Origin of the sequence: Bradyrhizobium sp. SZCCT0231 (assembly GCF_018130245.1) — a bacterium.
GTDB classification, from domain to species: Bacteria; Pseudomonadota; Alphaproteobacteria; order Rhizobiales; family Xanthobacteraceae; genus Bradyrhizobium; species Bradyrhizobium japonicum_F.
The window spans coordinates 49,395-74,131 of sequence record NZ_JAFCKP010000022.1 but is presented as its reverse complement, the minus strand read 5'-3'; the positions used below and the strand labels follow the sequence as shown (position 1 = coordinate 74,131).

At 64.6% G+C, this 24,737-nt stretch carries 23 protein-coding genes; 6 read left to right on the top strand and 17 right to left on the bottom strand.

What is annotated here, in order from left to right:
• Nucleotides 1-96: 96 nt before the first annotated feature.
• Nucleotides 97-1,032: an ornithine carbamoyltransferase gene (argF, locus tag JQ566_RS31390; RefSeq protein WP_212379599.1), complete on the bottom strand. Its 936-nt coding sequence runs from the start codon at nt 1,030-1,032 to the stop codon at nt 97-99.
• The gene (locus tag JQ566_RS31385; RefSeq protein WP_212379597.1) at nt 1,032-2,240 is read right to left on the bottom strand and encodes an aspartate aminotransferase family protein; all 1,209 of its coding nucleotides are present in this window, start codon (nt 2,238-2,240) and stop codon (nt 1,032-1,034) included. Before JQ566_RS31385 ends, argF begins: the two co-directional genes overlap by 1 nt.
• Before the next feature lie 458 nt (nt 2,241-2,698).
• Between JQ566_RS31385 and JQ566_RS31380 the strand changes: the two genes are divergently transcribed.
• Nucleotides 2,699-3,211 (top strand): GcrA family cell cycle regulator, encoded by a 513-nt coding sequence (locus tag JQ566_RS31380; RefSeq protein ID WP_024337097.1) that lies wholly within the window; start codon nt 2,699-2,701, stop codon nt 3,209-3,211.
• A 264-nt stretch (nt 3,212-3,475) separates the two neighbouring features.
• On the opposite strand, the gene phoB is transcribed toward JQ566_RS31380, so the two are convergent.
• From phoB to JQ566_RS31330, 10 genes are all read right to left on the bottom strand, one after another.
• On the bottom strand, nt 3,476-4,183 hold the full coding sequence (phoB, locus tag JQ566_RS31375; protein ID WP_008143479.1) for a phosphate regulon transcriptional regulator PhoB: 708 nt from the start codon (nt 4,181-4,183) through the stop codon (nt 3,476-3,478).
• Between the two features lie 14 nt (nt 4,184-4,197).
• Nucleotides 4,198-4,914, bottom strand: a complete 717-nt coding sequence (gene phoU / locus JQ566_RS31370) for a phosphate signaling complex protein PhoU (RefSeq protein ID WP_212379595.1) — start codon at nt 4,912-4,914, stop codon at nt 4,198-4,200.
• Nucleotides 4,915-4,925: 11 nt separating this feature from the next.
• Nucleotides 4,926-5,747, bottom strand: a complete 822-nt coding sequence (pstB, locus tag JQ566_RS31365) for a phosphate ABC transporter ATP-binding protein PstB (protein ID WP_194390320.1) — start codon at nt 5,745-5,747, stop codon at nt 4,926-4,928.
• Nucleotides 5,744-6,589 carry a phosphate ABC transporter permease PstA gene (pstA, locus tag JQ566_RS31360; protein WP_212379593.1) on the bottom strand — a complete coding sequence of 282 codons (846 nt, stop codon included), beginning with the start codon at nt 6,587-6,589 and terminating at the stop codon, nt 5,744-5,746. Before pstA ends, pstB begins: the two co-directional genes overlap by 4 nt.
• Nucleotides 6,590-6,593: 4 nt before the next feature.
• Nucleotides 6,594-7,583: a phosphate ABC transporter permease subunit PstC gene (pstC, locus tag JQ566_RS31355; protein WP_212379624.1), complete on the bottom strand. Its 990-nt coding sequence runs from the start codon at nt 7,581-7,583 to the stop codon at nt 6,594-6,596.
• A 138-nt stretch (nt 7,584-7,721) separates the two neighbouring features.
• Nucleotides 7,722-8,735 carry a phosphate ABC transporter substrate-binding protein PstS gene (pstS, locus tag JQ566_RS31350; protein WP_212379591.1) on the bottom strand — a complete coding sequence of 338 codons (1,014 nt, stop codon included), beginning with the start codon at nt 8,733-8,735 and terminating at the stop codon, nt 7,722-7,724.
• 151 nt (nt 8,736-8,886) lie between these two features.
• On the bottom strand, nt 8,887-10,179 hold the full coding sequence (locus JQ566_RS31345; RefSeq protein WP_212379589.1) for an ATP-binding protein: 1,293 nt from the start codon (nt 10,177-10,179) through the stop codon (nt 8,887-8,889).
• A gap of 61 nt (nt 10,180-10,240) precedes the next feature.
• Entirely contained in the window at nt 10,241-11,296 is a 1,056-nt protein-coding gene (locus JQ566_RS31340; RefSeq protein WP_212379587.1) for a putative bifunctional lysylphosphatidylglycerol flippase/synthetase, read from the bottom strand.
• A 450-nt stretch (nt 11,297-11,746) separates the two neighbouring features.
• Complete coding sequence (locus tag JQ566_RS31335) at nt 11,747-12,049, bottom strand: hypothetical protein (protein ID WP_212379585.1); 303 nt, start codon at nt 12,047-12,049, stop codon at nt 11,747-11,749.
• 2 nt (nt 12,050-12,051) lie between these two features.
• Nucleotides 12,052-13,446, bottom strand: coding sequence for an OmpA family protein (locus JQ566_RS31330; RefSeq protein WP_212379583.1), 1,395 nt, complete (start codon nt 13,444-13,446; stop codon nt 12,052-12,054).
• A gap of 164 nt (nt 13,447-13,610) precedes the next feature.
• Here JQ566_RS31330 and JQ566_RS31325 point away from each other — a divergent pair, with 164 nt between their 5' ends.
• Nucleotides 13,611-14,669, top strand: a complete 1,059-nt coding sequence (locus JQ566_RS31325) for a polysaccharide deacetylase family protein (protein ID WP_212379581.1) — start codon at nt 13,611-13,613, stop codon at nt 14,667-14,669.
• 283 nt (nt 14,670-14,952) lie between these two features.
• On the top strand, nt 14,953-15,753 hold the full coding sequence (locus JQ566_RS31320) for an SDR family oxidoreductase (protein WP_212379579.1): 801 nt from the start codon (nt 14,953-14,955) through the stop codon (nt 15,751-15,753).
• Between the two features lie 78 nt (nt 15,754-15,831).
• Here JQ566_RS31320 and boxB read toward each other — a convergent pair whose 3' ends face one another.
• From boxB to JQ566_RS31300, 4 genes are all read right to left on the bottom strand, one after another.
• A complete protein-coding gene (boxB, locus tag JQ566_RS31315) occupies nt 15,832-17,283 on the bottom strand; it encodes a benzoyl-CoA 2,3-epoxidase subunit BoxB (protein ID WP_212379577.1) in 1,452 nt (483 codons plus the stop codon).
• A 101-nt stretch (nt 17,284-17,384) separates the two neighbouring features.
• Complete coding sequence (gene boxC, locus JQ566_RS31310) at nt 17,385-19,073, bottom strand: 2,3-epoxybenzoyl-CoA dihydrolase (RefSeq protein WP_212379575.1); 1,689 nt, start codon at nt 19,071-19,073, stop codon at nt 17,385-17,387.
• A 126-nt stretch (nt 19,074-19,199) separates the two neighbouring features.
• A complete protein-coding gene (locus JQ566_RS31305; protein WP_212379573.1) occupies nt 19,200-20,018 on the bottom strand; it encodes an alpha/beta fold hydrolase in 819 nt (272 codons plus the stop codon).
• Between the two features lie 167 nt (nt 20,019-20,185).
• Nucleotides 20,186-21,727 (bottom strand): benzoate-CoA ligase family protein, encoded by a 1,542-nt coding sequence (locus JQ566_RS31300; protein WP_212379571.1) that lies wholly within the window; start codon nt 21,725-21,727, stop codon nt 20,186-20,188.
• Between the two features lie 121 nt (nt 21,728-21,848).
• Between JQ566_RS31300 and JQ566_RS31295 the strand changes: the two genes are divergently transcribed.
• Entirely contained in the window at nt 21,849-22,757 is a 909-nt protein-coding gene (locus tag JQ566_RS31295) for a helix-turn-helix transcriptional regulator (RefSeq protein WP_212379569.1), read from the top strand.
• Between the two features lie 250 nt (nt 22,758-23,007).
• Nucleotides 23,008-23,403 (top strand): group II truncated hemoglobin, encoded by a 396-nt coding sequence (locus JQ566_RS31290; RefSeq protein WP_212379568.1) that lies wholly within the window; start codon nt 23,008-23,010, stop codon nt 23,401-23,403.
• 35 nt (nt 23,404-23,438) lie between these two features.
• On the opposite strand, the gene JQ566_RS31285 is transcribed toward JQ566_RS31290, so the two are convergent.
• Entirely contained in the window at nt 23,439-23,771 is a 333-nt protein-coding gene (locus JQ566_RS31285; RefSeq protein ID WP_212379567.1) for a PRC-barrel domain-containing protein, read from the bottom strand.
• Between the two features lie 547 nt (nt 23,772-24,318).
• Here JQ566_RS31285 and JQ566_RS31280 point away from each other — a divergent pair.
• Nucleotides 24,319-24,681, top strand: coding sequence for a hypothetical protein (locus JQ566_RS31280; RefSeq protein ID WP_212379566.1), 363 nt, complete (start codon nt 24,319-24,321; stop codon nt 24,679-24,681).
• Nucleotides 24,682-24,737 lie beyond the last annotated feature (56 nt).

Sequence of the window (24,737 nt, the reverse complement as noted above, 5' to 3'; positions counted from 1 at the left end):
GCGTAGCCCGGATGGAGCGAAAGCGTAATCCGGGAAGGTCGTTCCGCGCGTTGAGAACCCCGGATTTCGCTGCGCTCCATCCGGGCTACAAGAAGCCTACTTCACCGCATCAAAGCACCAGGCCAAAATGCCCTTCTGCGCATGCAGGCGGTTTTCGGCCTCGTCGAACACGACCGATTGCGGACCGTCGATCACTTCATCCGTGACCTCCTCGCCGCGATGGGCGGGCAGGCAGTGCATGAACAGCGCGTCGGGCTTGGCCAGCGACATCAGCTTGGCATTGACCTGGTAGGGCTTGAGCACGTTGTGGCGGTGCTCGCCCTCCTTGTCTCCCATCGAAACCCAGGTGTCGGTGACGACGCAATCGGCGCCGCGCACGGCAGCTTCCGGATCGGTGCCGAGCACGATCGGCGCGCCCGACGTCTTGATCCAGTCGCGCATTGCCTTTTTCGGCGCGAGCTCGGGAGGCGTTGCGACGTTGAGCTGGAACTTGAAGCGCTCGGCGGCGTGCGCCCACGACGCCAGCACGTTGTTGTCGTCGCCGGTCCAGGCCACGGTCTTGCCCTCGATCGGGCCGCGATGCTCCTCATAGGTCATGAGGTCGGCCATCACCTGGCAGGGATGCGAGCGTCGCGTCAGGCCGTTGATGACAGGCACGGTGGCGTTGGCCGCAAGCTCCAGCAGAGCATCGTGATTGAGGATGCGGATCATGATGGCGTCGACATAGCGCGACAGCACGCGCGCGGTGTCGGCGATGGTCTCGCCACGGCCGAGCTGCATCTCGGCGCCGGTAAGCATGATCGCCTCGCCGCCGAGCTGGCGCATGCCGACGTCGAACGACACGCGGGTGCGGGTCGAGGGACGCTCGAAGATCATCGCCAGCGTCTTGCCTTCGAGCGGCCTGACCGGCTGATGCGCCTTCTGCTTCGCCTTCATGGCGGAGGAGGCGGCGAGCATGCTCTTGAGCTCCGACAACGGCAGCTCGTTGATGTCCAAAAAGTGCTTTGGAGCTTTATTGGGCGTCTTGCTCATCAGCTTGCCGCCCGCTTTGTCTGGCTGGACGAGATCGCAGTGCAGGCGCGCTCGAGCCGCCCGACGCTGTCCTCGATCTCCGCCTCGGTGACGATCAGGGGTGGCAGGAAGCGCACGACATTGTCGCCGGCGCCGACCGTGAGCAGTTTTTCATTGCGCAAGGCCGCAACGAGATCGCCCGAGGGCACGACAGCCTTGATGCCGATCAGGAGGCCCTCGCCACGCACCTCGCTGACGACATCAGGATGACGGTCGATCACGGAGGCGAGCTTCTGCTTGAGCAGCAACGACATCTTCTGCACGCGGTCGAAGAAACCGGGCTTGAGCATGACGTCGAGCACGGCATTCGCAGCCGCGATCGCGAGCGGATTGCCGCCGAAGGTCGAGCCGTGGGAGCCCGGCCCCATGCCAGCGGCCGCCTCCGCGGTCGCCAGCACCGCGCCGATCGGGAAGCCGCCGCCGAGCGCCTTGGCGAGCGACATCACGTCAGGTGTGACGCCGGTGCGCCTATAGGCGAAGAGATCGCCGGTGCGGCCCATGCCGGTCTGCACCTCATCGAAGGCGAGCAACAGGCCGTGCTCGTTGCAAAGCTCGCGCAGCGCCTTCAGGAAGCCGGGAAGCGCAGAACGAACGCCACCCTCGCCCTGAATCGGCTCGATCAGGATGCCGGCAGTGTGCGGGCCGATCGCCTTCTTGACGGCGTCGAGATCGCCATGCGGCACCTGGTCGAACCCGTCCATCGGCGGACCGAAGCCCTCGAGATATTTTGCAGATCCGGTGGCGGCGAGTGTCGCCAGCGTCCGGCCGTGGAAGGCGCCCTCGAAGGTGATGATGCGGTAGCGCTCCGGATGTCCCTTGGAGAAGTGATGGTGGCGCACCAGCTTGATCACGCCCTCCATCGCCTCGGCGCCGGAATTGCAGAAGAACACGAAGTCCGCAAAGCTCTCGCTGCACAGACGCGCGGCGAGTTTCTCGCCGTCCGGGCTCTGGAACAGGTTCGACATGTGCCAGAGCTTTGTCGCCTGCTCCTGCAGCGCCTTGACCAGCGCGGGATGGGCGTGGCCGAGCGCGTTCACCGCAACGCCAGAGGTGAAATCGAGATAGCGCTCGCCATTGGTCGCGATCAGCCAGCAGCCTTCGCCGCGCTCGAAACCGAGGTCGGCCCTGGCGAAAACGGGGAGCAAATGCGGCGCGGCGCTGTTGGTCATGACGTCACTTGAATGTTGCGGACGGTGTGACGCGTGCATTACGCAACGCACCATTGACCGGCCCGGAAAACGAAACGTGCCGCCTTTTAAGGGCGGCACGTGGGACTATCTTATGCCTGGCAAGACGGGTGTCAATGCCGCCTGGAAAGCCTCGCGAAACGCTGAATCCGTAGTCTTGCGGTGCCGATTTTGCGGGGTTTTCACCACGGAACATGTGGACGCGAGTCGGCGGACTCTTGCGCGGGAGTCACGCCATATTGTAGCGTTTGGGCTGTCAGATACGACATCTCGTGCAGCGGTTCTGATCCCAAGAGTCCTCATGTACCGGCGTAAACGTTCGGGCGTCTTGAGCGCGCCCGGCGAGCCTTAAGGGATTCTGGCGGCACGGGTTTTTCAAGGCTTAGGCAATCGCTGCGAAGGCCCCAGCATGGCAGGCGCGCAGCGAGGGAAAGGGTGCAATGACGGTTTTGACCTGGTCCGATGATCGCGTCGAGCAGCTGAAAAAGCTCTGGGAGGCCGGACTTTCGGCCAGCCAGATCGCGGCGGAGCTCGGCAATGTGACCCGCAATGCCGTGATCGGCAAAGTGCATCGGCTCGGTCTGTCCGGCCGCGCCAAGAGCCCTTCATCGGCGGCGCCCCGGCCGCGCAAGGCGCGGCCCGCGCAGCACATGATGCGGGTGACGCGCCCTGTCGCGCGCGGCAATACCGCGCTGGCGCAGGCCTTCGAGGTCGAGGTGGAGGCCGAGCCTGTCACCTACGACAACGTGGTGCCGATGAGCCAGCGGCTGTCGCTGCTGGAATTGAACGAGGCGACCTGCCACTGGCCGGTCGGCGATCCCTCCAGCCCGGATTTCTTCTTCTGCGGCGGCAAGGCGCTGTCCGGCCTGCCCTACTGCGCCCAACATTCGCGCGTGGCCTATCAGCCCGCAGCGGATCGCCGTCGCGCGCCGGCGAAGCCCGGCACGCGGTGAGTTTGCGGATTTAGCTGACTGCAAAGTCGGCAGCCGTCGCACGACGGTGCCTCAACACATCCGATGTCGTCCCGGACAAGCGCGCCACAAGCGCGCGCAGATCCGAGACCCATAGCCACCGCGAGCTGTGGTTACGAGGACTCGGAGTTACCTTTTCGCAAGACAACCACTGTTTGTGGTTATAGGTCCCGGATCTGCGCTTTCGCTTGTCCGGGACGACACTGAACGTGTGGCGATAGCTCGCTAAACCAACGCCTGCAAACCTTACGTCTGCTCGGCCTTCGCGAAACGATCGTCCAGCGCATAGCCGGCGCCGCGGACGGTGCGGATCGGGTCCTGCTCGCGGCCGAGATTGAGCAGCTTGCGCAGGCGGCCGATATGGACGTCGACGGTGCGCTCGTCGATGTAGATGTCGCGCCCCCACACGCTGTCGAGCAGCTGCTCGCGCGAGAACACGCGGCCGGGATGCTCCAGGAAGAACTCCAGCAGACGATATTCGGTCGGGCCGAGATCGATCGGCCGGCCCGAGCGCGCCACGCGGCGCTTGTCGCGATCAAGCTCGATATCGCCATAGGCGAGCACGGTGGCGAGCCGCTCGGGGCTGGCGCGCCGCAAGAGGCCCTTCACACGCGCCAGCAGCTCCGGCACCGAGAACGGCTTGACGATGTAATCGTCGGCGCCGGTCGCAAGTCCCCGCACCCGCTCGCTCTCCTCGCCGCGCGCGGTGAGCATGATGATCGGCAGCTGCTTGGTTTCGGGGCGGGTACGAAGCCGCCGGCACAGCTCGATACCTGACAGGCCCGGCAGCATCCAGTCGAGCACGATCAGATCGGGAATGTGCTCCTTGAGGCGGGTGTCGGCGTCATCGCCGCGCATCACCGTCTCGACGTCATAGCCGTCGCCTTCGAGGTTGTAGCGGAGAAGCTCGGTGAGAGCTTCCTCGTCCTCAACCACCATAATGCGTGCGCCCATGTTGTCGTCGCTCCTTAGGTATTCGGCACCGTCGTGGCGAAGGTCGTCATGTCGCCCTTCGGCCGCTTGTCGGTGATCGCCTGGCCCTCGATCATGTAGAACACGGTCTCGGCGATGTTGGTGGCGTGGTCGCCGATCCGCTCGATGTTCTTGGCGCAGAACATCAGATGGATGCAGAACGAGATATTGCGCGGATCCTCCATCATATAGGTGAGGAGCTCGCGGAACAGCGAGGTGCAGATGGCGTCGACTTCCTCGTCGCCCTTCCACACCGCCATCGCCGCCGGCAGATCGTGCGCGGCATAGGCGTCCAGCACCGACTTGACCTGCTGCTGCACGAGGTCGGTCATGTGCTCCAAGCCGCGGAACAGCTTCAGCGGATGGAAATCCGTCTCCAGCGCCGCGACGCGCTTGCCCATGTTCTTGGCGAGATCGCCGATGCGCTCGAGATCGGTCGCCACGCGCATGGCGCCGACGATCTCGCGCAGATCGACGGCCATCGGCTGGCGCCGCGCAATGGTGAGCACGGCGCGCTCCTCGATCTTCTTCTGCAGCGCGTCGAGCTCGGCGTCGGTGGCGACGACGCGCTGGCCGAGCGCGATGTCGCGGCGGATCAGCGCATCGACGGAATCGACGATCATGCGCTCGGCGATGCCGCCCATTTCGGCGACCAGGCGGGTGAGCTCCTGGAGGTCGGTGTCGAAAGCTTTTGCGGTATGTTCAGAACCCATGTCCCGTCTCCTCAGCCGAACCGGCCGGTGATGTAATCCTGCGTCCGCCGGTCGCTCGGCGACGTGAAGATCTTGCTGGTGTCGTCGAACTCGATCAGCTCGCCGAGATACATGAAGGCGGTCTTGTCGGAAACGCGCGCCGCCTGCTGCATGTTGTGGGTGACGATCGCGATCGTGTAGTTCTCGGACAATTCCTGGATCAGCTCCTCGACCTTGGCGGTCGAGATCGGGTCGAGCGCCGAGCAGGGCTCGTCGAACAAGATCACCTCGGGCCGCACCGCGACGGTGCGGGCGATGCAGAGGCGCTGCTGCTGGCCGCCGGAGAGCGACAGGCCGGACGCGTTGAGCTTGTCCTTGACCTCGTTCCACAGCGCGCCGCCGCGGAGCGCCTTCTCGACGCGGTCATCCATCTCCGACTTCGAGATCTTCTCATAGAGACGAATGCCGAAGGCGATGTTCTCATAGATCGTCATCGGGAACGGCGTCGGCTTCTGGAACACCATGCCGACCCGGGCCCGCAGCAGGTTGAGATCCAGCTTGGGGTCGAGGATGTTGGTGTGGTCGAGCAGCAGCTGGCCGGTGGCGCGCTGGCCCGGATAGAGATCGTACATCCTGTTGAAGATGCGCAGCAGGGTCGACTTGCCGCAACCCGACGGGCCGATGAACGCCGTGACACGATTGGTGCCGAGCGCCAGGTTGATATTCTTCAGAGCGTGGTGCTCACCGTAGTAGAAATTCAGGTTGCGCGCGGTGACCTTGGCGGGCGCCTCGGGCAGCGGCTGCGAGCCGGGATGAACGGTCGGCGCGCTTACGGAAATGGACATTTCACTCATTTTGCGGTCCTCTCGGCACCAAGGATGCGGGCGCCAATGTTCAGGGCAAGCACAGTCAGGGTAATGAGCAGCGCCCCGCTCCAGGCGAGTTGCTTCCAATAGGCGTAGGGGCTCTGCACGAAGTTGTTGATGGTGACCGGCAGGTTGGCCATCGTCTTGTCCAGGCTCAGGCTGAAGAACTGGTTGGACAGCGCGGTGAACAGCAGCGGCGCGGTCTCGCCGGCGACGCGGGCGGTGGCGAGCAGCACGCCGGTGATGAGGCCGGAGCGCGCCGCACGGTAGGCGATGCGCTTGATCACCAGCGAGCGCGGCAGGCCGAGTGCGCTCGCGGCTTCACGCAGCGGGTTCGGCACCAGCAGCAGCATGTCCTCCGTGGTGCGCACCACGACCGGGATCACGATCACGGCGAGCGCGAGGCTGCCTGCAATCGCCGAGAAGCCGCGCATCGGCACCACCACCGCGCCGTAGATGAACAGGCCGATGATGATCGAGGGCGCCGACAAGAGGATGTCGTTGATGAAGCGGATCACCGAGGTCAGCTTGTCGTTGCGGCCGTACTCGGCGAGATAGGTGCCGGCGAACAGGCCGAGCGGCGCGCCGATGCCGACGCCGATCACGGTCATGATCAGCGAGCCGACGATGGCGTTGAGCAGGCCACCCTCGCTCGATCCCGGCGGCGGCGTGTTCTCGGTGAAGATCTGGAGGTTGAGACCGGCCAGACCGTTGTAAAGCAGCGTGACCAGGATCAGCGCGAGCCAGGTGACGCCGAAGGCCGCGGCTGCGATGCAGAGACCGCGAATGACGATGTCCCAGCGGCGGCGACGTGAATAGATCGGGTTCATGGCTTCACTTCCCGGCCTTGGTTTCCAGGCGCATCAGCATCAGCCGCGCGGCCGCGAGCACGAAAAACGTCAGCACGAACAGGAGCAGGCCGAGCAGGATCAGGCCGGACTGGTGCAAGCCGTCGCTCTCGGCGAACTCCGATGCGATCGCCGCCGAGATCGTGGTGCCCGGGGCGAAGATCGACGAGGAGATCCGGAACGAGTTGCCGATGATGAAGGTCACCGCCATGGTCTCGCCGAGGGCGCGGCCCAGCGCCAGCATGACGCCGCCGATGATGCCGACGCGGGTATAGGGGATCACCACGCTGCGGACGACTTCCCAGGTGGTGCAGCCGACGCCGTAGGCGGCTTCCTTCAAGACCGGCGGCACCGTCTTGAACACGTCGACCGAGATCGAGGTGATGAAGGGCAGCACCATGATGGCGAGGATCAGCGCGGCGTTGAACAGGCTGAGATAGGACGGGGGACCTGCGAAGATCGCCCCCAGCACGGGAACGCCGTCGAAGACCCTGATCATGAAGGGTTGGAAGGTGTTGGCCAGGAACGGGCCCAGCACGAAGAAGCCCCACATGCCGTAGATGATCGAGGGAATGCCGGCGAGCAGCTCGACCGCCATGCCGATCGGGCGGCGCAGCCATTGCGGGCAGAGCTCGGTGAGGAAGATCGCGATGCCGAGACCGACGGGAATAGCGATCAGCATCGCGATGAAGGAGGTGACAAGCGTGCCGTACATCGGCCCGAGCGCGCCGAGCACCGGCGGATCGGCCGATGGCGCCCAGCGCTGCGTCCACAGGAAGGAGATGCCGTACTCCTTCATCGCCGGGAACGCACCGACGATCAGCGAGATGATGATCCCGCCGAGGATCAGCAGCACCGAGATCGCGGAAAGCCGCGTGATCCAGTAAAAGGTGACATCGCCGAGCTTGAACGCGCTCAAAGCCTTGGCGCGATCATACGGTCCGGCGGCATCAATTACGTTGCTCTCGACAGCCATCTCAGCCACGCCGATCCCCTGTAGCCGTTATTTATATACGCTTGTTGTTGGTGGCGCGCTCCGGATGTGGCGCGAGGCCGATCCGGAGCGGAGGTCTTGGATCATCCCGGCACCATGTCCGGGACACGCGAGCTTTACTTAGCTCTTGATCTCGGCAGCCCAGGTCTTCTCGATCTGCTGGACGACGCTGTCGGGCATCGGGATGTAGTCGAGCTCTTCAGCCGCCTTGCCGCCGCTCTTGAAGGCCCAGCGGAAGAACTTGATGGCTTCCTGCGAGGCCGCCTTGTCGGTGGCGGACTTGTGCATGAGGATGAAGGTCGCCGCGGTGATCGGCCAGGACTTGTCGCCAGGCTGGTCGGTCAGGATCACGTAGTAGCCCGGAGCCTTGGCCCAGTCGGCGTTGGACGCGGCCGCCTGGAACGCCTCCACGGTCGGCTGCACCGTTTTGCCGGCCTTGTTGACGAGACCGGCGTAGGTCAGCTTGTTCTGCTTCGCATAGGCATACTCGACGTAGCCGATCGAGTTCTTGGTCTGGCCGATGTTGCCCGACACGCCCTCGTTGCCCTTGGCGCCGACGCCGACCGGCCACTCGACCGCGGTGCCCTCACCGACCTTGCTCTTCCAGTCCGCGCTAGCCTTGGAGAGGTAGTTGGTGAAGTTGAAGGTGGTACCCGAACCGTCCGAGCGGCGAACCACGGTGATCGCCTCCGACGGCAGCTTCACGTTCGGATTGAGCTTCTTGATCGCGGCATCATCCCACTTGGCGATCTTGCCGAGATAGATGGCGGCCAGGGTCTCGCCATCGAACACCAGCTCGCCGGACTTAACACCCTCGAGGTTGACGACGGGGACGATAGCGCCCATCACCATCGGCCATTGGACGAGGCCGTCCTTATCGAGCTGCTCGGCCTTGAGCGGCGCATCGGTGGCGCCGAAGGTCACGGTCTTGGCCTGGATCTGCTTGATGCCGCCGCCGGAGCCGATCGATTGGTAGTTCAGACCGTTGCCGGTCTCCTTTTTGTAGGCGTCAGCCCACTTCGAATAGATCGGGAACGGGAAGGTCGCACCGGCACCGGTGATGTCGGCCGCAAAGGCTGCCGTCGTCGATGCGGCGACCAAGCCAGCAGCGACCATAGTTTTGAGGAAATTCATGCTGGTCTCCATACAGGGGAGCGAAGCGCCATCCGCGCCCGATCGCGCTCCCCGCGCCGCCCCCTTTAGGAGCGGTCGGCTGTGCTTTTACGAAGGTTTCGTGACAGCTGGATGACACACCCAAGCAATTGGAATTGCTCGAGTTTTAGGTCTAAACCGGAGTCTTGGTCTGGGGAAAACAGGCCGTGAAAGTGGCACCCTGCCGGGGCACGCTTTCGATCAGAAGCCGGCCGCGATGGCGGTTAAGAATATGTTTCACCAGCGATAATCCGAGCCCGGTGCCGCCTTGCGAGCGGCTGTCGCCGACATCCACCCGGTAGAAGCGCTCGGTCAACCGCGGCAGGTGCTCGGGCGCAATGCCCGGGCCGAAATCGCGGACCATGACCCGGATTTCCTGAGTTCCATCAGTGGCGGGGCTTGATGTCAGCGACACGATGACGCGTCCGCCCGAAGCGCCGTATTTGAGCGCGTTCTCGATCAGGTTCTCGAACAGGCGGAGCAGCTCCTCGCGGTCCCCCGCGATCATCACCGGCGGCTCCGGCAGTTGGATCTCGACCTCGACCTGGCGCTCGCGCGCCAGCGGCTCCAGCCCGTCGGCGACCTGGCGAATGATCGGCACGAGATCGACCAGGGTGTCGGGCCGGACATGGGCTGACAGCTCGACGCGCGACAGCGACAGCAGATCGTCGATCAGGCGCGCCATGCGGGTGGCCTGGTTGTGCATGATGCCGAGGAAGCGCTCGCGCGCCTTGGGATCGTCCTTGGCCTGGCCCTGCAGCGTGTCGATGAAGCCCGACAGCGCGGCCAGCGGGGTACGCAGCTCGTGGCTGGCATTGGCGACGAAGTCGGCGCGCATTTCCTCGACCCGGCGCAGCGGCGTCTGGTCGTGGAACGTCATCAGCATGCACTTGTCGGCGCCGCCGAAGCTGGTCGGCACCGGCACCGGCGTGATCATGAGCTCCATCCAACGATCGACCGGAACATGGTCGAGATAGGTCGCGCGCCGCGGCTCGGTGGTCGCGATCGCCTCGCGCAGCGCAGTGATGATCTCCGGCGAGCGCAGCGCGAACTGGGCGAGCTCGTTCCTGCGCAGCGCCGGCGCAAGCTGGGCGGCCGCGGCGTTGAGGTGGATGACGCGGCCGGCGCGGTCGAGCAGCACCGCTGGATCCGGCATGCCGGCGACCACTGCGGCCACCGCCGCGCTCTCGACCGGGTTGATGCGCCTGACGTCGTCGCGGGAGGCGGCGGGATCGTGCAGCCGCCACGGGATCAGGGCAGCCGCCGCGATGCAGAGGAACACGATTGCGGCGTGCAGTGCCGACAATTCGCCGAGCGAGACCACGACGGACAGCGCCAGCGCCGCGGCGATCAGGATGATGGTCGAGTGCCGCAGCCGGTCGGACCAGGGCTGGGCGGAGGGAGAAGATGGGGCGTCGATCGCCATCGGGGCGGGCTTCTCCTGGGGGACTTGTCCTAAGGACCTTGTCTTAAGGGCCTGGCACCGGTCAGGCGCCGCTGTCGCTGCGCTCTCTCACATAGGCGGCTTCGGGCGCCGGGCCGGGGTCCAGCTTGAGCGCCGCCTGCTGCAAGCGCTTCGATCGCGCGCCGATGATAACTTCGCGAAACGTCAGCAAGATTACAGATAGGACGAAAGGAGACAGATAATAGAGGACGCGGAACAGGAGCATGCCGCCGAGGAGCTCCTCCCGGTCCATCTGCCAGAGGCCGACCAGCATGGCGGCGTCGAATACGCCGAGGCCCCCGGGCGAATGGCTGGCGAAGCCGAGCAGGGTCGCCGAGACGAAGATCACCGCGACCACGACGAAGCCGAGATTGGGCTCGTCCGGGACCAGCACGTACATTGCCAGGGCGCAGAAGCCGAGGTCGACGATCCCGATCGCGATCTGGAGCAGCGTCAGCGGCCCGCCCGGCAGCACCACGGTCCAGGGACCGCGACCGACGACCCGCGGCTGGGTCCAGACCCAGACCACGTAACCGACCAGCGCCATGATGATCATCAGCGCCAGCGTCCGGTTCAGCCAGGGCGGCAGCTGGTCGACCGCGGCCGCGGCCTCCGGATGGTAGGAGATGCCGAGGCCGAGCACGGCGGCATTGCCCAGCCAGAAGGTCAGGCCGGCGAGGAAGCAGATTTTTGCGACGTCGATCGCGTTCAGCCCATAGGCCGAATAGATGCGGTAGCGCACCGCGCCGCCGGTGAAGACGCTGGCGCCGACATTGTGGCCGATCGAATAGCTGGTGAAGGCCGCGAGCGCGTTGATGCGATAGGGCACGTGGGCATGACCGATCGCGCGCGTGGCGAACAGGTCGTAGAAGGTCAGGGTGAAATAGCCGGCGGCCACGAACAGCGCGGCCATCGCAATCTGGCTCGGCTCGGTGCTCTTGATCGCTTCGAGGACCTCGTTGAAATCGATGCCGCGCAGCATGTGGTAGAGCACATAGCAAGCGATACCGATGACCGCGATGCTGATCACAACTCCAAGCTTATGCAGGATTTGCTTCTGGCGCAGAAACGTCATCGCCCTGCGTATGGCTTCCAGCATCTAGACCTCGAACAACGCTTCGGCGGCCAGGACGGCCGGCGAACAGGCGAACGACGCACAGGCACGCGACGGCCCCTCACCGCCGGCTCCGGCATCGCGCATGCCCCCTGCCCCTCCAGTAGCGCGTTTTCGGGCGAAGTGGAATTCGCCAATTCGAACAAAAACACGTGCCTTCAATATTTTAGGCAGGGTTACGGCTCCTGATGCACGGTTTGGCGCTTTCGGCGGCAAGGCTGACGCGAATCTCCATGGCAATCCTGCGCAGACGCCATGAAGTTTTGATGATTTCGACGGCACAATGTTCCGTCACGACTTAAGCCGACGTCAATCTATGGGGCACCCCTGCCTGTTGAAAGAGGGGTGACCGAAGCGGCCGGTCGCGGGTTTCCGATGCGCCAAAGGGCCGCGGCGGACGCGCACCCGTCCATCGAGTGAGGGTGCACGGCAACATCACACAGCGGCTGGCGGCGCGGTGCGCGAGACCACCCGGTCGCGCAACCAGGCGCCGACGGTGCAGCCGACGAGGTAGCACGCGGACATGATCAGGCCGAGGTCGAGCCAATAGCCGAAACGACCGGGCACCACATGGGTGAGCGAAGCGGCAACCAGACCCGCGGCAAGCGCAGCGAGCCACCGCGCGGTGACCTTCGAGGTGCCGTTGCCGCGCTGGACCACCGAGATCCAGCCCATGCAAAAGCCCAGCAGCAGCGAGCCGATCAGCCAGCCCAGATGGAACGAGACGAGATAGGGCATCGTCACCTCACCAGAAATTCGATGCGGCGGTTCTGCGCCTTGCCCTCATCGGTGTCGTTGCCGGCGACGGGCTGCGTGCTGCCATGGCCGACCGCGGTGAAGCGGCTGGCGGGCAGGCCCGCCTTGACCAGATAGTCGATCACCGCCTGCGCGCGCTTTTCCGAGAGGGCCTGATTGAAGGAGTCCTCGCCGTCGGCGTCGGTATGCCCGGCGACCTCGATATTGGTGGTGGGGCAGCGCAGCGCCGTCTCGATGAGACGATCGAGGATGCCGGCCGAATCAGGATCGATGTCCGCGCGCCTGGTCGCGAAGCGGATCTTACCCTTGGTCAGGAGCTCCGAGAACAATTGCTGGCATACGGTGCCGTCGACGGGGCCTGCCGCCGGCTTCACGGTGATTTCCGGCTTGTACTGCCAGTTCTTCGGAAAGTCCTTGCCGAGGCCTGCGCGGATATCGTTGGCGGCTCCTTCGTAGAGCGCATCGCCCGACAGCTTCACCTCGCGGTCGGAGACGACGAGCGTGCCGGTCGACAGCCGCGACAGCGCGCCGAGCGCTGCGACGACCGCCGTGCTGAAGGAGCCGGGTGCGCCGATGCTGGCCTTGAGATTGTCGACGACCTTTTCGGTGAAGAACTTTCGCGAGGCGCTGGTGGCGATCGCCGCGTGGACGTTGTTGTCGGGAACATAGCCGGTCAGCGTCACCGTCGCCGCCACCGGATCCTTGTAGGCCTGGAAGATGTAGGGCGGCGCCTTGATCTCGTTGGCGGCAATCGAAAAACCCTCCGGCAGGTTCTTCAGCGCCGCCGCAATCGCCTCACGGCCGCCGAGCTCGCGCGCCATGCCCGACAGATTGACCTTGGTGTCCGTTATCGTGATCTTGCCGTCCTTGAGCTTGCCGATCTGATCCAGCAACAGCATCGCGGCGGCCTCGAACCGAGGCGGCGCGCCGCGGGCCAGCCCCATCTGGTCGGCCACCTCGACGCCGCCGACCTCCTTGCGGGCGGCCTCGGTCAGCCGGGCCTTCATCGACGGCAAGGGCGCGGAGCCTGACAGCGTCACCCGCACCACGTCGCGCTCGGCGTTCCAGACGAAGGGCTTGGCCTCAGGAACAAGGCGCGTCCGGTCGTCGACCAGCCGCACGCCGGGGACGGTTTCGACCGCCATAACGGCGTCACGGCGCCCCTCCTCGGAGAAGGCGTCCGCGGCCAGGCCGACGTCGCGGCCATCAACCGCGATGCGGGTCTTGTCCAGAACGGTATCCTTCAACGCAGCCGAGCTGCGGGCCGACAGATCGGCCTCGACCGGTAGGGTATTATTCCAGGCCGCAAATCCCCACATGACGGCCAGGGGGATCAGCCCCGGCCACCATTTGCTGGCCCACCTGAAAAGCTTCTGCATTCGACGACCCGAACTCTGGAAACGGAGACAAAACAAACCCTTGGCAGGCTGTCAAACCGGAAATGGTGCCGTTCCGAAGGCCCGGGTCGGTCAATCGGAATAACTTTTTCTTCAAGGGTTCTTCCATAAGTTGAAGGCGGAATGCCAGAGTCCCCCAGCCGGTCATGAAACAACTGCGTAACAACGTCATCCGCGCCGGGCTGGGAGCACTCTATTTCAGCGGCGCGCACCACCTGTTACGCCCGCTTTTGTCGGGCGTCGGCGCCATTTTCATGCTGCACCACGTGCGGCCGGCCCGTAATGCCGCGTTCCAGCCGAACCGGCATCTTGAAGTCACCCCCGAATTCCTGCGTGCGACACTGTGCCATTTGCGCTCGCGCGACATCGACATCGTCAGCATGGACGAGCTGCATGAGCGGCTGGTGCAGGGCCGGTTCGACCGCCGCTTCGCCGCCTTCACCCTCGATGACGGCTATCGCGACAATCTGGACTACGCACTGCCGGTGCTGCGCGAATTTGACGCGCCGCTGGCGGTCTATGTCGCGAGCGATTTTGCCGAGGGCACCGGACGATTGTGGTGGACGGCGCTGGAGGCCGTGATCGCCAAGGCCGAGCAGGTCGACGTCCAAATCGGCAATTCCGCGCTGCGGCTCGATGCGACGACGACTGCGGCGAAGCAGGCGGCGTTCGACCGCCTGCACGACTGGCTGCGCGCGCTGCCGGGCGAGCACGACCTGGCGCGCGAGATCGGGGCGCTGTGCACGACGTACGACGTCGACATGGAAGCGCTGTGCCGCAGCCTGTGCCTGTCCTGGGCCGAGGTGAAGACATTTGCCGCCGATCCGCTGGTCACGATCGGCGCGCATAGCGTCAGCCATTGCAACCTCGCCAAGCAGGCGGAAGACATCGCCGCGCGGGAGATGGCCGTGAGCCGCGCGCGGATCGAGCAGGCGCTGGAGCACCCCGTGCTGCATCTCGCCTATCCCTATGGCGACCGCGAGGCCGCGGGGACGCGCGAATTCGCCCTTGCCGCATCCGCCGGCTTCAAGACCGCGGTGACGACACGGCCCGGCATGCTGTTCGCGGAGAATGCCGGCCACATGACCGCGCTGCCCCGCGTCTCGCTCAATGGCAACTACCAGGACACGCGGATCCTGCCGGTGCTGACCTCGGGCGCCGCGACCGCGATGTGGAACGGCTTTCGCCGGATCGCGGCGGCGTAGGCGCTCCAAGCTCCGCTGTCGTCCCGGACAAGCGCGCCCTGAGCGCGCGCCGATCCGGGACCCATACCGCGGAATCTATCGATCGCGATCAGTAGATGTACCGAACGACGAGTCGTCGCCAAACTACTCCCTGTGGTTATGGGTCCCGGATCGGCGCTTACGCTTGTCCGGGACGACACCGGGTTGGTTAAGCCGCTGTCGTGCCCCGCTCTGATCTCATCGCAGCCTTCCTTGACTCCCCTCCCTGCCCCGCTCACAACCAGCGCCAACCAAGGGAGGTACCATGTTCAACGATCTGTTCTCGCTCAAAGGCCGTGTCGCGCTGGTGACCGGCGGCTCGCGCGGCATCGGCAAGATGATCGCAGCGGGATTTCTCAGCGCCGGCGCGGCAAAGGTCTACATCACCGCGCGCAAGGCCGGACCGTGCGAGGCGACCGCGCAAGAGCTCACCGCGCAATATGACGGCGAATGCATCGCGCTGCCGATCGACATCTCCACCGTCGAAGGCTGCAACAAGCTCGCCGGCGAAATCATCAGGCTGGAGCCGAAGCTCGACATCCTCGTCAACAATGCGGGCGCAGCCTGGGGCGCGGAGTTCGACGAATTCCCCGAAAGCGGCTGGGACAAGGTGATGGACCTCAACGTCAAGTCGCTGTTCTTCCTGACCAAGGCGCTGGCAAAGCCGTTGCGCGCGGCAGCCAGCGCCGAGCGGCCGGCGAAGGTGATCAATATTGCCTCGGTCGACGGCATCTTCGTCAATCCCAGCGAGACCTATTCCTACGCCGCCAGCAAAGCCGCCGTGATCCATCTGACGCGGCGCATGGCGACGAAGCTGATCAAGGACAACATCAACGTCACCGCGATCGCCCCGGGCGCGTTCAAGTCCGACATGAACCGCGCCGCGCGCGACCATGCGGACGAGGTCGCAAAGCGCATTCCGGCGCGGCGGATCGGCACGGACGAGGATATGGCAGGCGTCGTAATCTATCTCGCCTCGCGCGCGGGCGATTACGTCGTCGGCAACACCATCGCCGTCGATGGCGGCGTGGTGTATGCGAATGCGGGGCTGGAGATTGCGGGGTAGCAGTGCGCGCGAATGGCGACTAGCGAATGGCGAGTAGCCGCTCCTTCGCTACTCGCCACTCACTATTCGCCAACCACCTCACGACTCGATCTTCACGTACTCGAAATCGCCCGGCTTGTTGTCGATGCCGACCTTGGGCGGCGAGATCCAGGAGGCGAACTGGCCGATCTCGGTGACGGGCTGCATCAGGGAGGTGATGAAGTCGCCGTCGCTGGCCGACGGCAACCATTCGTCCCGTCGCTTCGCCCAGGTGGCATCGTCGATCAGGATGCCGTCGGGCGTCGCGTGCACGTCCTTGAACTCGCCGATGTGGCGGTGGAAGGCGACGTTGGGCAGCGTCAGCTTGAAGTCGTAGCCCGCGGTCGAGATCACCTTGTTCCAGCGCAGCATGCCCTTGACGCAATCCTGGCTGTAATCGTCGCGCAGGCGCATGTTGAGCGCGGTCAGCGCCGGCTCGTCGACCAGCTTGACCTCGCCGTTGATCAGCTTGAGCACCGGATAGGTGGAGTTCTTGAGCTGGTGATCGTCGTCGATCTGGGTCTCGTGATAGCGGCCCTTGATGCCGGCGTTGAAGGCGTTGGCCGCGTTGGTCGAGACTTCCGAGCCGAACAGGTCGAGCGACAGCGTGTAGTGCAGGTTCAGCTTCTTCTGGATGGTCGGAAGATCGATGACGCCGAGCGCGCGGACTTTCGCAATGTCGGTGGGATCGGTGATGCCGGCCGCCTTCATCGCATCGCAGGTGCGCTGCACGACGCGGGTAATGCCGGTCTCGCCGACGAACATGTGGTGCGCCTCTTCCGTCAGCATGAAGCGGCAGGTGCGCGACAGCGGATCGAAGCCCGACTGCGCCAGCGAATGCAGCTGCATCTTGCCGTCGCGGTCGGTGAAATAGGTGAACATGAAGAAGGACAGCCAGTCCGGCGTCGCCTCGTTGAAGGCGCCCAGCATGCGCGGCGCGTCGGCATCGCCGGAGCGGCGGCGCAGCAAATCATCGGCTTCCTCGCGGCCGTCGCGGCCGAAATATTTCTGCAGCAGGTAGACCATCGCCCAGAGATGGCGGCCTTCCTCGACATTGACCTGGAACAGATTGCGCATGTCGTAGAGCGAGGGCGCGGTCTTGCCGAGATGGCGCTGCTGCTCGACCGAGGCCGGTTCGGTGTCACCCTGGATCACGATCAGGCGGCGCAGCATGGCGCGATGCTCGCCCGGCACTTCCTGCCAGGCCGGCTCGCCATAATGTTCGCCGAAGGGAACGACGCGATTTTCTTCCTGAGGAGCAAGGAGGATGCCCCAGCGATATTCGGGCATGCGGACATAGTCGAACTTGGCCCAGCCGCGCGGATCGACGGAGTAGGCGGTGCGCAGGTAAACCAGCGATTCCTGGAAGCCTTCCGGTCCCATGTCGCTCCACCAATCCATGTAGCCGGGATGCCAGCCCTCCAGCGCCTTGAGCACCTGGCGGTCTTCGGCGAGATTGACGTTGTTGGGAATCTTGGTCGAGTAGTCGACGTTCATGATGTTCATATTCATGGTGGACCTCCCGCGGGGGACTTACTCGTTTGAAGGGCGCGAATGGCGAATGGCGAGTAGCGAATGGAAATCCCTATTCGCCATTCGCCACTCCCTATTCGCTAGACTCGCGTCATATCGAATTTCGGTTTCTGGCCGCTGCCGTAGCGGCGCAGCGCGCCTTCCTCGCCGACGGCGTTCGGGCGCTGGAAGATCCAGTTCTGCCAGGCGGTGAGGCGGGCGAAGATCTTTGATTCCATCGTCTCAGGGCCGACGAAGCGCAGGCTCGCTTCCATGCCGGTGAGACTGTCGGGCGAGAAGCTGGCGCGCTCCTCCAGGAACACGCGGACCTCGTCGTCCCAGTCGATGTCGTCGAGCGCGAAAGTGACGAGGCCGAGCTCTTCCGCCTGCTCGGCATCGAGGCTGGTGCCAAGCGTTGCCTCCGCACGCTCCACATCGGACGGATCGGCCTGGAAGCGCGCTTGAAGCCGCGTCAGCCCATGGCTCATCGGATACGGGCCGAAATTCATCGCGGACAGCTCGATCGAGGGCGGCGGGCGGTTGTCGCCCTGACGCGTGCCGATCAGCATGTAGGAGCGGTCGGCGGCGAACACGAGCTCCGCCAGCGTGCCGGCAAAGCAGGAGCCCGGCTCGACCAGCGTCACCAGCGTGCGCGAGGTGACGTCGATGCGCTTGAGCACGCGCTTCCAGTAGTGACGGATTTCGTTGACCAGCCAGTGCGCCTTGTTGGCTTCGAGGAAAGCATCGCACGCGAGCACATCGGCGCGGTCGCCATGGCTCTTGAACACCAGCATGGCAATCTCGAGCTCGTTGATGCGCAAGTGCAGGATGGCGTCGTCGAGCTCGCGCGCGACCTGGAGCGGCCAGAACGACGCTCCCTGCGCCATCATGCCGTCGATGTCGGCGAGCGGCGTGGCTTCGGGGGCCTTGATCGAGATGGTGGCAATGCGCGCGGCGCGATCGATATCGACGGTGACGAAGCCGTAATGGATGCTGGTCTCGCCGATCACGCGCTTGAGCGGCGTCAGCGCAATGCCCTTGCCGCCGGCCTTGCGCTTCGAGGCCGCCGCAAACTCCTTGGCGCGCTCGACGACCTTGGCCTCGAGCTTCGAATTCGGCGCGATCTCGTCGACGAGACGCCACTGCACAGCGCGTTTGCCCTTCACACCCTCCTCGATGGTGCAAAAGACATCGGCGTGGTCGCGGCGCACCTTGCGCTTGTCGACGACGCGCGTGAGACCGCCGGTGCCGGGCAGCACCGCGAGCAGCGGCACCTCAGGCAGCGCAACGGCGGATGAGCCATCATCGGCGAGGATGATATGATCGGTCGCGAGCGCCAGCTCATAGCCGCCGCCGGCGGCGGAGCCATTCACCACCGTGATGAAACGCTGGCCGGAATTCTCAGAAGAATCTTCCATGCCGTTGCGGGTCTCATTGGTGAACTTGCAGAAGTTCACCTTATGCGCGTGCGTCGAGCCCGCGAGCATGCGAATGTTGGCGCCGGCGCAGAACACGCGGTTCTTGGCCGAACGCATCACCACGACCTTCACCTCGGGATGCTCGAAACGCAGGCGCTGGACCGCATCGGCCAGCTCGATGTCGACGCCGAGATCGTAAGAGTTGAGCTTGAGCAGGTAGCCCTCGAACAGGCCGCCATTCTCGTCGACGTCCATGGTCAGCGTCGCGACGTCGCCCTCGACCGCCAGCCTCCAATGCTTGTAGCGGGACGGTTCGGTCTGGAAATCGATGAATGTCGCGCCGCCTGCGAGGCGCCGATCTTCCCCGGCCATGGGTCATCCCTGATTATGTGTTTTGGCTTGAGCGTTAGATGCACAATAGTGCATCTTTTAGAGCAAGTCTAGCCCTTAACAGTCACAGCATGCACTTTGTTTCATGGCAACCATTCTGCGCCGCCGTCATGCGGCGCGTCCCTGCAGGCCCTGATCGTCGCGCAGGGCCGCTCGTGCGAATTGCTCGACCGCCTCGAGCGTCGGCCCGGGCGCTTCACGATGCGGAGAATGTCCCGCGCCTGAAATGATCTTCAGATCGACCGGGCAGTAACACTCCTCCTGCGCGATCTCGACCTGGCGCAGGGTGCCATATTGGTCGTCCTCGCCCTGCACGACCATGATGGGGACGCGGATATAGGCGAGGTATTCCGAGATGTCCCAATCGCGGAATTTCGGATCGAGCCAGGCGCCGTTCCAGCCGTAGAAGGCGTTGTCGACGTCCTTGTGCCAGCGCACCAGCTTTGTCTTGAGATCCGTGGTCTCGAACGTCGTCTTGATCGCGGCGATCGACTTGATCGAGATGTCCTCGACGATGAAATGCGGCGCGATCAGCACGAGACCGTTCAGGCGATGATCCTGATGCGCCCCGGCATAGATCGTCGCGATCGAGGCGCCGTCGGAATGGCCGAGCAGGAGACCGCGCTTGAAGCCGATCATGTCGAGCAGCTTCGGCAGCACGTCCAGCGCCTCGCGATGCATGTAATCGAGCGGCCGCGGCAGCGCGACCGGACTGGACTGGCCGTAGCCTGCGCGCGAGTAGACGAAGATGCCCGCGCCCGTGGCTTGCTGGAGCTTCTCCGCGAAGTCGCCCCAGAGGCCGACGGAGCCGAGGCCTTCGTGGAGCATGACGATGGTCGCGGCGTCGGCAGATTGCGGCGCGAGCCATTTGTATTCGAGGCTGGCGCCGTTGACGCTGAGAAAGCCGGTGGGGGTGAGGTTGGTCATTTCTGCGCTCTTCTCTCTCGATCGTCATGCCCGGGGCTTGACCCGCCTGCGCGGCCGAAGCCGCTTCGGCGAGGCGAAGGCCCGGGCATCCACGTCTTTGCTCATGCGTGGCCGCGCGTGGATGGCCGGGTCAAGCCCGGCCATGACGGCCTGTTGCACGTGGCCAACTAATGCGCCCCTTCCCGCAGCTTGAACCGCTGGATCTTTCCCGTCGCGGTCTTCGGCAGCGACTCCACCACTTCGATCCAGCGCGGATACTTCCACGGGCCGATCTTCTGCTTGACGTGCTCCTTCAGCATCTCCTGCAAGTCCGTCGTCGTTGCGCCCGGCCGCAGCACGACGAAGGCCTTGGGCTTCAGCAATCCTTCCGGATCGGCCTCGGGGACAACGGCGGCCTCCAAGACGGCCGGATGCGTGATCAATGCGCTCTCGACCTCGAAGGGCGAAACCCAGATGCCGGAGACCTTGAACATGTCGTCGGCGCGGCCGCAGAAGGTGTAACGGCCGTCCGCGTCACGAACATATTTGTCGCCGGTGCGGGTCCACGGCCCCTCGAAGGTGCGCCGGCTCTTGTGGCGCTGATTCCAATAACCCTCGCCGGCGGAGGGCGCATCGACGAGGAGCTCGCCGACCTCGCCGTCGGCGACGTCCTGGCCGGCTTCATTGACGAGCCGTACCGCATAGCCCGGCACCGGCTTGCCGGAGGAGCCGTATTTGATGTCGCCGGGCGCGTTCGAGAGGAAGATGTGCAACAGCTCGGTCGAGCCGACGCCGTCGAGGATGTCGACGCCGAACCGCGCCCTCCAGCTGTTGCCGACGGATTCCGGCAGCGCCTCGCCGGCCGAGGTGCAGATGCGCAAGTTTTTGCCGCCGCGCTCGGCCTTCATCGCCTCGTCGTTGAGCATGGCCGCGAACAGCGTCGGCACGCCGTAGAAGATCGAGGGATTGTAGCGGTTCATCAGGTCGAACATGCGCGCCGGCGTCGGCCGCTCGCTGTTGAGGATCACGCTGGCGCCGACCGACATCGGGAAAGTCAGCGCATTGCCGAGGCCATAGGCGAAGAACAGTTTTGCCGCCGACAAACAGACGTCGCTCTCGCGAATGCCGAGCACCTGCTTCGCATAGGTATCGGCAGTCGCCTGCAAATTCGAATGCAGATGGCGCACGCCCTTGGGCATGCCGGTCGAGCCGGACGAGTACAGCCAGAACGCCGGTTCGTCCGGATGCGTCGCGGCAGTGGTGAATTGGTCGCTCTCGCCTGAGAGCTCCTCGGCGAGCTGCTTGTGGCCATTCTGCTTGGCGCCGGACACCACGACATGCTCGAGATCCGGCATGCGGCCGACCACGTCCTTGATGACGGGATAGAGCGCCTCGGACACGAACAGCACGCGCGCGCGGCAGTCGGCGAGGATGTAGGCGTATTGGTCCGCCGTCAGCAGCGTGTTGAGCGGCACCGGCACGATGCCGGCGCGGATCGCGCCCAGGAACACGATCGGGAAATCGACCGTGTCCAGCATGATCATCGCCACGCGCTCCTCGCGGCGGACACCGAGCCGGCGCAGCATGTTGGCGGCGCGCCGGGTCTGTTGCTGGAGCTCGCCATAGGTGAGCCGCGAGACGGTGTCGTCGAAGGCAAGCTTGCTACCGCGGCCCTCCTCGACGTTACGGTCGAGCAGCCAGGTCACCGCGTTATAGGATCCCTCGCTCACAGACATCTCCCCCGAATTTAGAATTATAATTCATAGAAAGACACTGCGGCGGCTTGCTGTCAATGCCAGCAGGCACTATGTTTCATTAAAACGCGCCGCAGGACATCTGTAAAGAAGGCTCATGACCGAAAGTCCCGACGCCGAATCTCGCTTCCTCGAACAACTCGGCCAGCGCGTGCGCACCATGCGCGCGCTGCGCGGCATGTCGCGCAAAGTGCTCGCCAAGGTGTCAGGGATTTCGGAGCGCTACATCGCGCAGCTCGAGAGCGGCAAGGGCAATGTCTCGATCGTGCTGCTGCGCCGCGTCTCCGACGCGATGGGCGCGCATCTCGAAGACCTGCTGCCTAGCGCCGATCCGACGCCGGACTGGCAGATGTTTCGCGACCTCTTGCGCAAGGCGACGCCGGCGCAGATCGCACAGGCCAAGGATCTGCTCACTGGGGGCATCGCCTCCGCGCCGCGGCGCGCCCCATTCTGCGGCATCGCGCTGATCGGCCTGCGCGGCGCCGGCAAGTCCACGCTCGGCAGGATGCTGGCGAAGAGGATCGGCTGGAGCTTCGTCGAGCTCAACAAGGAGGTCGAGCAGCAAAACGGGCTCTCGGTCGCCGAGATCATCGCGCTGTACGGCCAGGAGGGCTTTCGCCGCATGGAGCAGGCGGCCCTGCAGCAGCTGCTCGCGCGCAACGAGCTGATGGTGCTGGCAACCGGCGGCGGCATCGTCTCCGAGCCGCTGACCTTCGACCGGGTCCTGACCTCGTTCTACACGATCTGGCTGAAGGCCGAGCCCGAGGAGCACATGGCGCGCGTGCGCCGCCAGGGCGACCTGCGCCCGATGGCGGATGATCGCTCGGCGATGACAGAGCTGCGCAACATCCTGCTCAGCCGCGAGCCGCTATATTCGCGCGCGACGGCGGTGGTGGACACAGCGGGGCTGTCGGTCGATGCCGCAGCTGCGCGCCTGATCGATGCGGTGCGGCCGGTGCTGCAGAATGAAGCCCGCAGCTTCGGTCTGCGCAGCGTGGCGCTGTAGATAGTTGAACCACCCTCCATCGTCGTCCCGGACAAGCGCGCCACAAGCGCGCGCCGATCCGGGACCCACACCCCCAGGGAGGAGCTGTTGCGCGAGCTGGCAACCACGAATCTTCGCAAAACAACTTCCTGTGGTTATGGGTCCCGGATCAGCGCTCGCTGACGCTCGCTTGTCCGGGACGACGGCGGAGTTTGTGGGCGCGCCGCGATGTCACTATATCCAGGCCCAACAGAAATCCTTGGGACCAACGATGACCGATGGCGACGTCGCAATCTCCATGTTCGAGCGGATCGGCGGCAGCGCCACGATCGATCGTCTGGTCGACCGCTTCTACGACCGCATGGACACGCTGCCGGAGGCGAAAGTCGTCCGCGCGATGCATGCGGACGACCTCGGCCTGATCAGGGACGTCTTGAAGCGCTATCTCACCGAATGGACGGGCGGCCCGAAGCTCTATTCCCCCGAGAAGGGCCATCCGCGATTGCGGCAGCGGCACATCGGCTTTGCCATCGGTGATGCCGAGCGCGATGCGTGGATGCTCTGCATGCGTGGAGCGCTGGAGGAGACGGTGACAGACAGCGCCGCGCGGCAGGATCTCGACAGGGCGCTGTCCGGTCTTGCCGATTGGATGCGCAACCGGCCGTGACGCTGCTTACCGGGGCGTAGATACTTCCGACGCAGCTAGATCGACCAGTAATGCGGATGCGGGTGCGGCCGCGAGCGGTCGCCCCAGTCGAACGCGTCGCCATCGAACTCGCACGGGCCGCTGCTGAGCTCGTCCAGCGTCAGCTCGGTCTGGAACGCCTGGCGGTTTGAATCGTATTTCAGCGCGCTCCACTGGAGAGGGTAATGGTGACGCGTACCGAGCAGCCCGCCGGTCTTGATCACGGCGTAGGCGACCGTTCCGCTCATCTTGTCCAGCATCAGTCGCTCGATCGTGCCGAGCTTCGTGCCGTCGCGTCCGTAGACGGCGACGTGCTCCACGCGATCACTGGGAACCATGGTGTGGTTCATGGTGTCCTCCCTATTCTCTTGTACTTGCAGTCATTATAGCACCAGTTTCGATGCGGCGGGAATGCAGCTACAGAAGCTGCGAACGCACCGCCTCCGCGCCGTCCCGCAACAGCGGCAGGAAGCGGTCGACGAGTTCCTGCGCCGGCGCTGACCTACTTCAGCTGGATCGTGTCGACGCGACGACACCGGATACAATTATAGGCGTGCTCCGGAGGCAGCGTGACTATTCCAGGTGGTGTCGCCAGGAACCCGATGCCTCGCTCACACGCCTGTGAGGCGACTTCATCGGGACTGTTCCGATGACATCGGGCCGGTACCGAACGAAGCCATTTTCTCCATGCCGAGAAAAACGCCGGAAAGGCGCGCGGTCTATAAGTCAGCTGATGATCAACAATGGAGTTCGGTCATGTGGGGTCAATTGTTCAGCCTGATCTATCGCCTGTCCTGCCGGGCTACCCTGATCGAGATCGGGACGCATCGCTTCACGCGTTAGCCGCCGGTGCGTGCACAATAGGTAAGACGGATTGACCAGATGATGAGGGGTGTCATGCACAAGCTGATCCTGATCGCAGCGATGTCGCTGCTCGCAACCGGGGCTTACGCCGGCGGTTCGCGGAGCCTGAGCCTCGCGGCAACCGATGCTAGTCAACGGACCGTCGAGCAGCCGGGGACGGCGTCACCGCAGGCGACCCAGGCTCCGGCGCCAAACGTGCAGACGGCGACGACGGCACCGGCTTCAACGTCAGTCGCAACCGCTCCGGCAACGCCAGCGCCAGCCGCGACGGCCCCCACCCAACCAACTGTTGCGCCGGTGGCCAGCACGACCGGGACGGCCAAGCCGAAACGCCGCCAACCCTCGACCGAGGCGCGCGTGATCCGCGAGCTGCACCGGCACGGAATTTATTGGTAAGAGATCACATCTATCTCTTCCGTCATTGCGAGCGCAGCGAAGCAATACAGAATCTT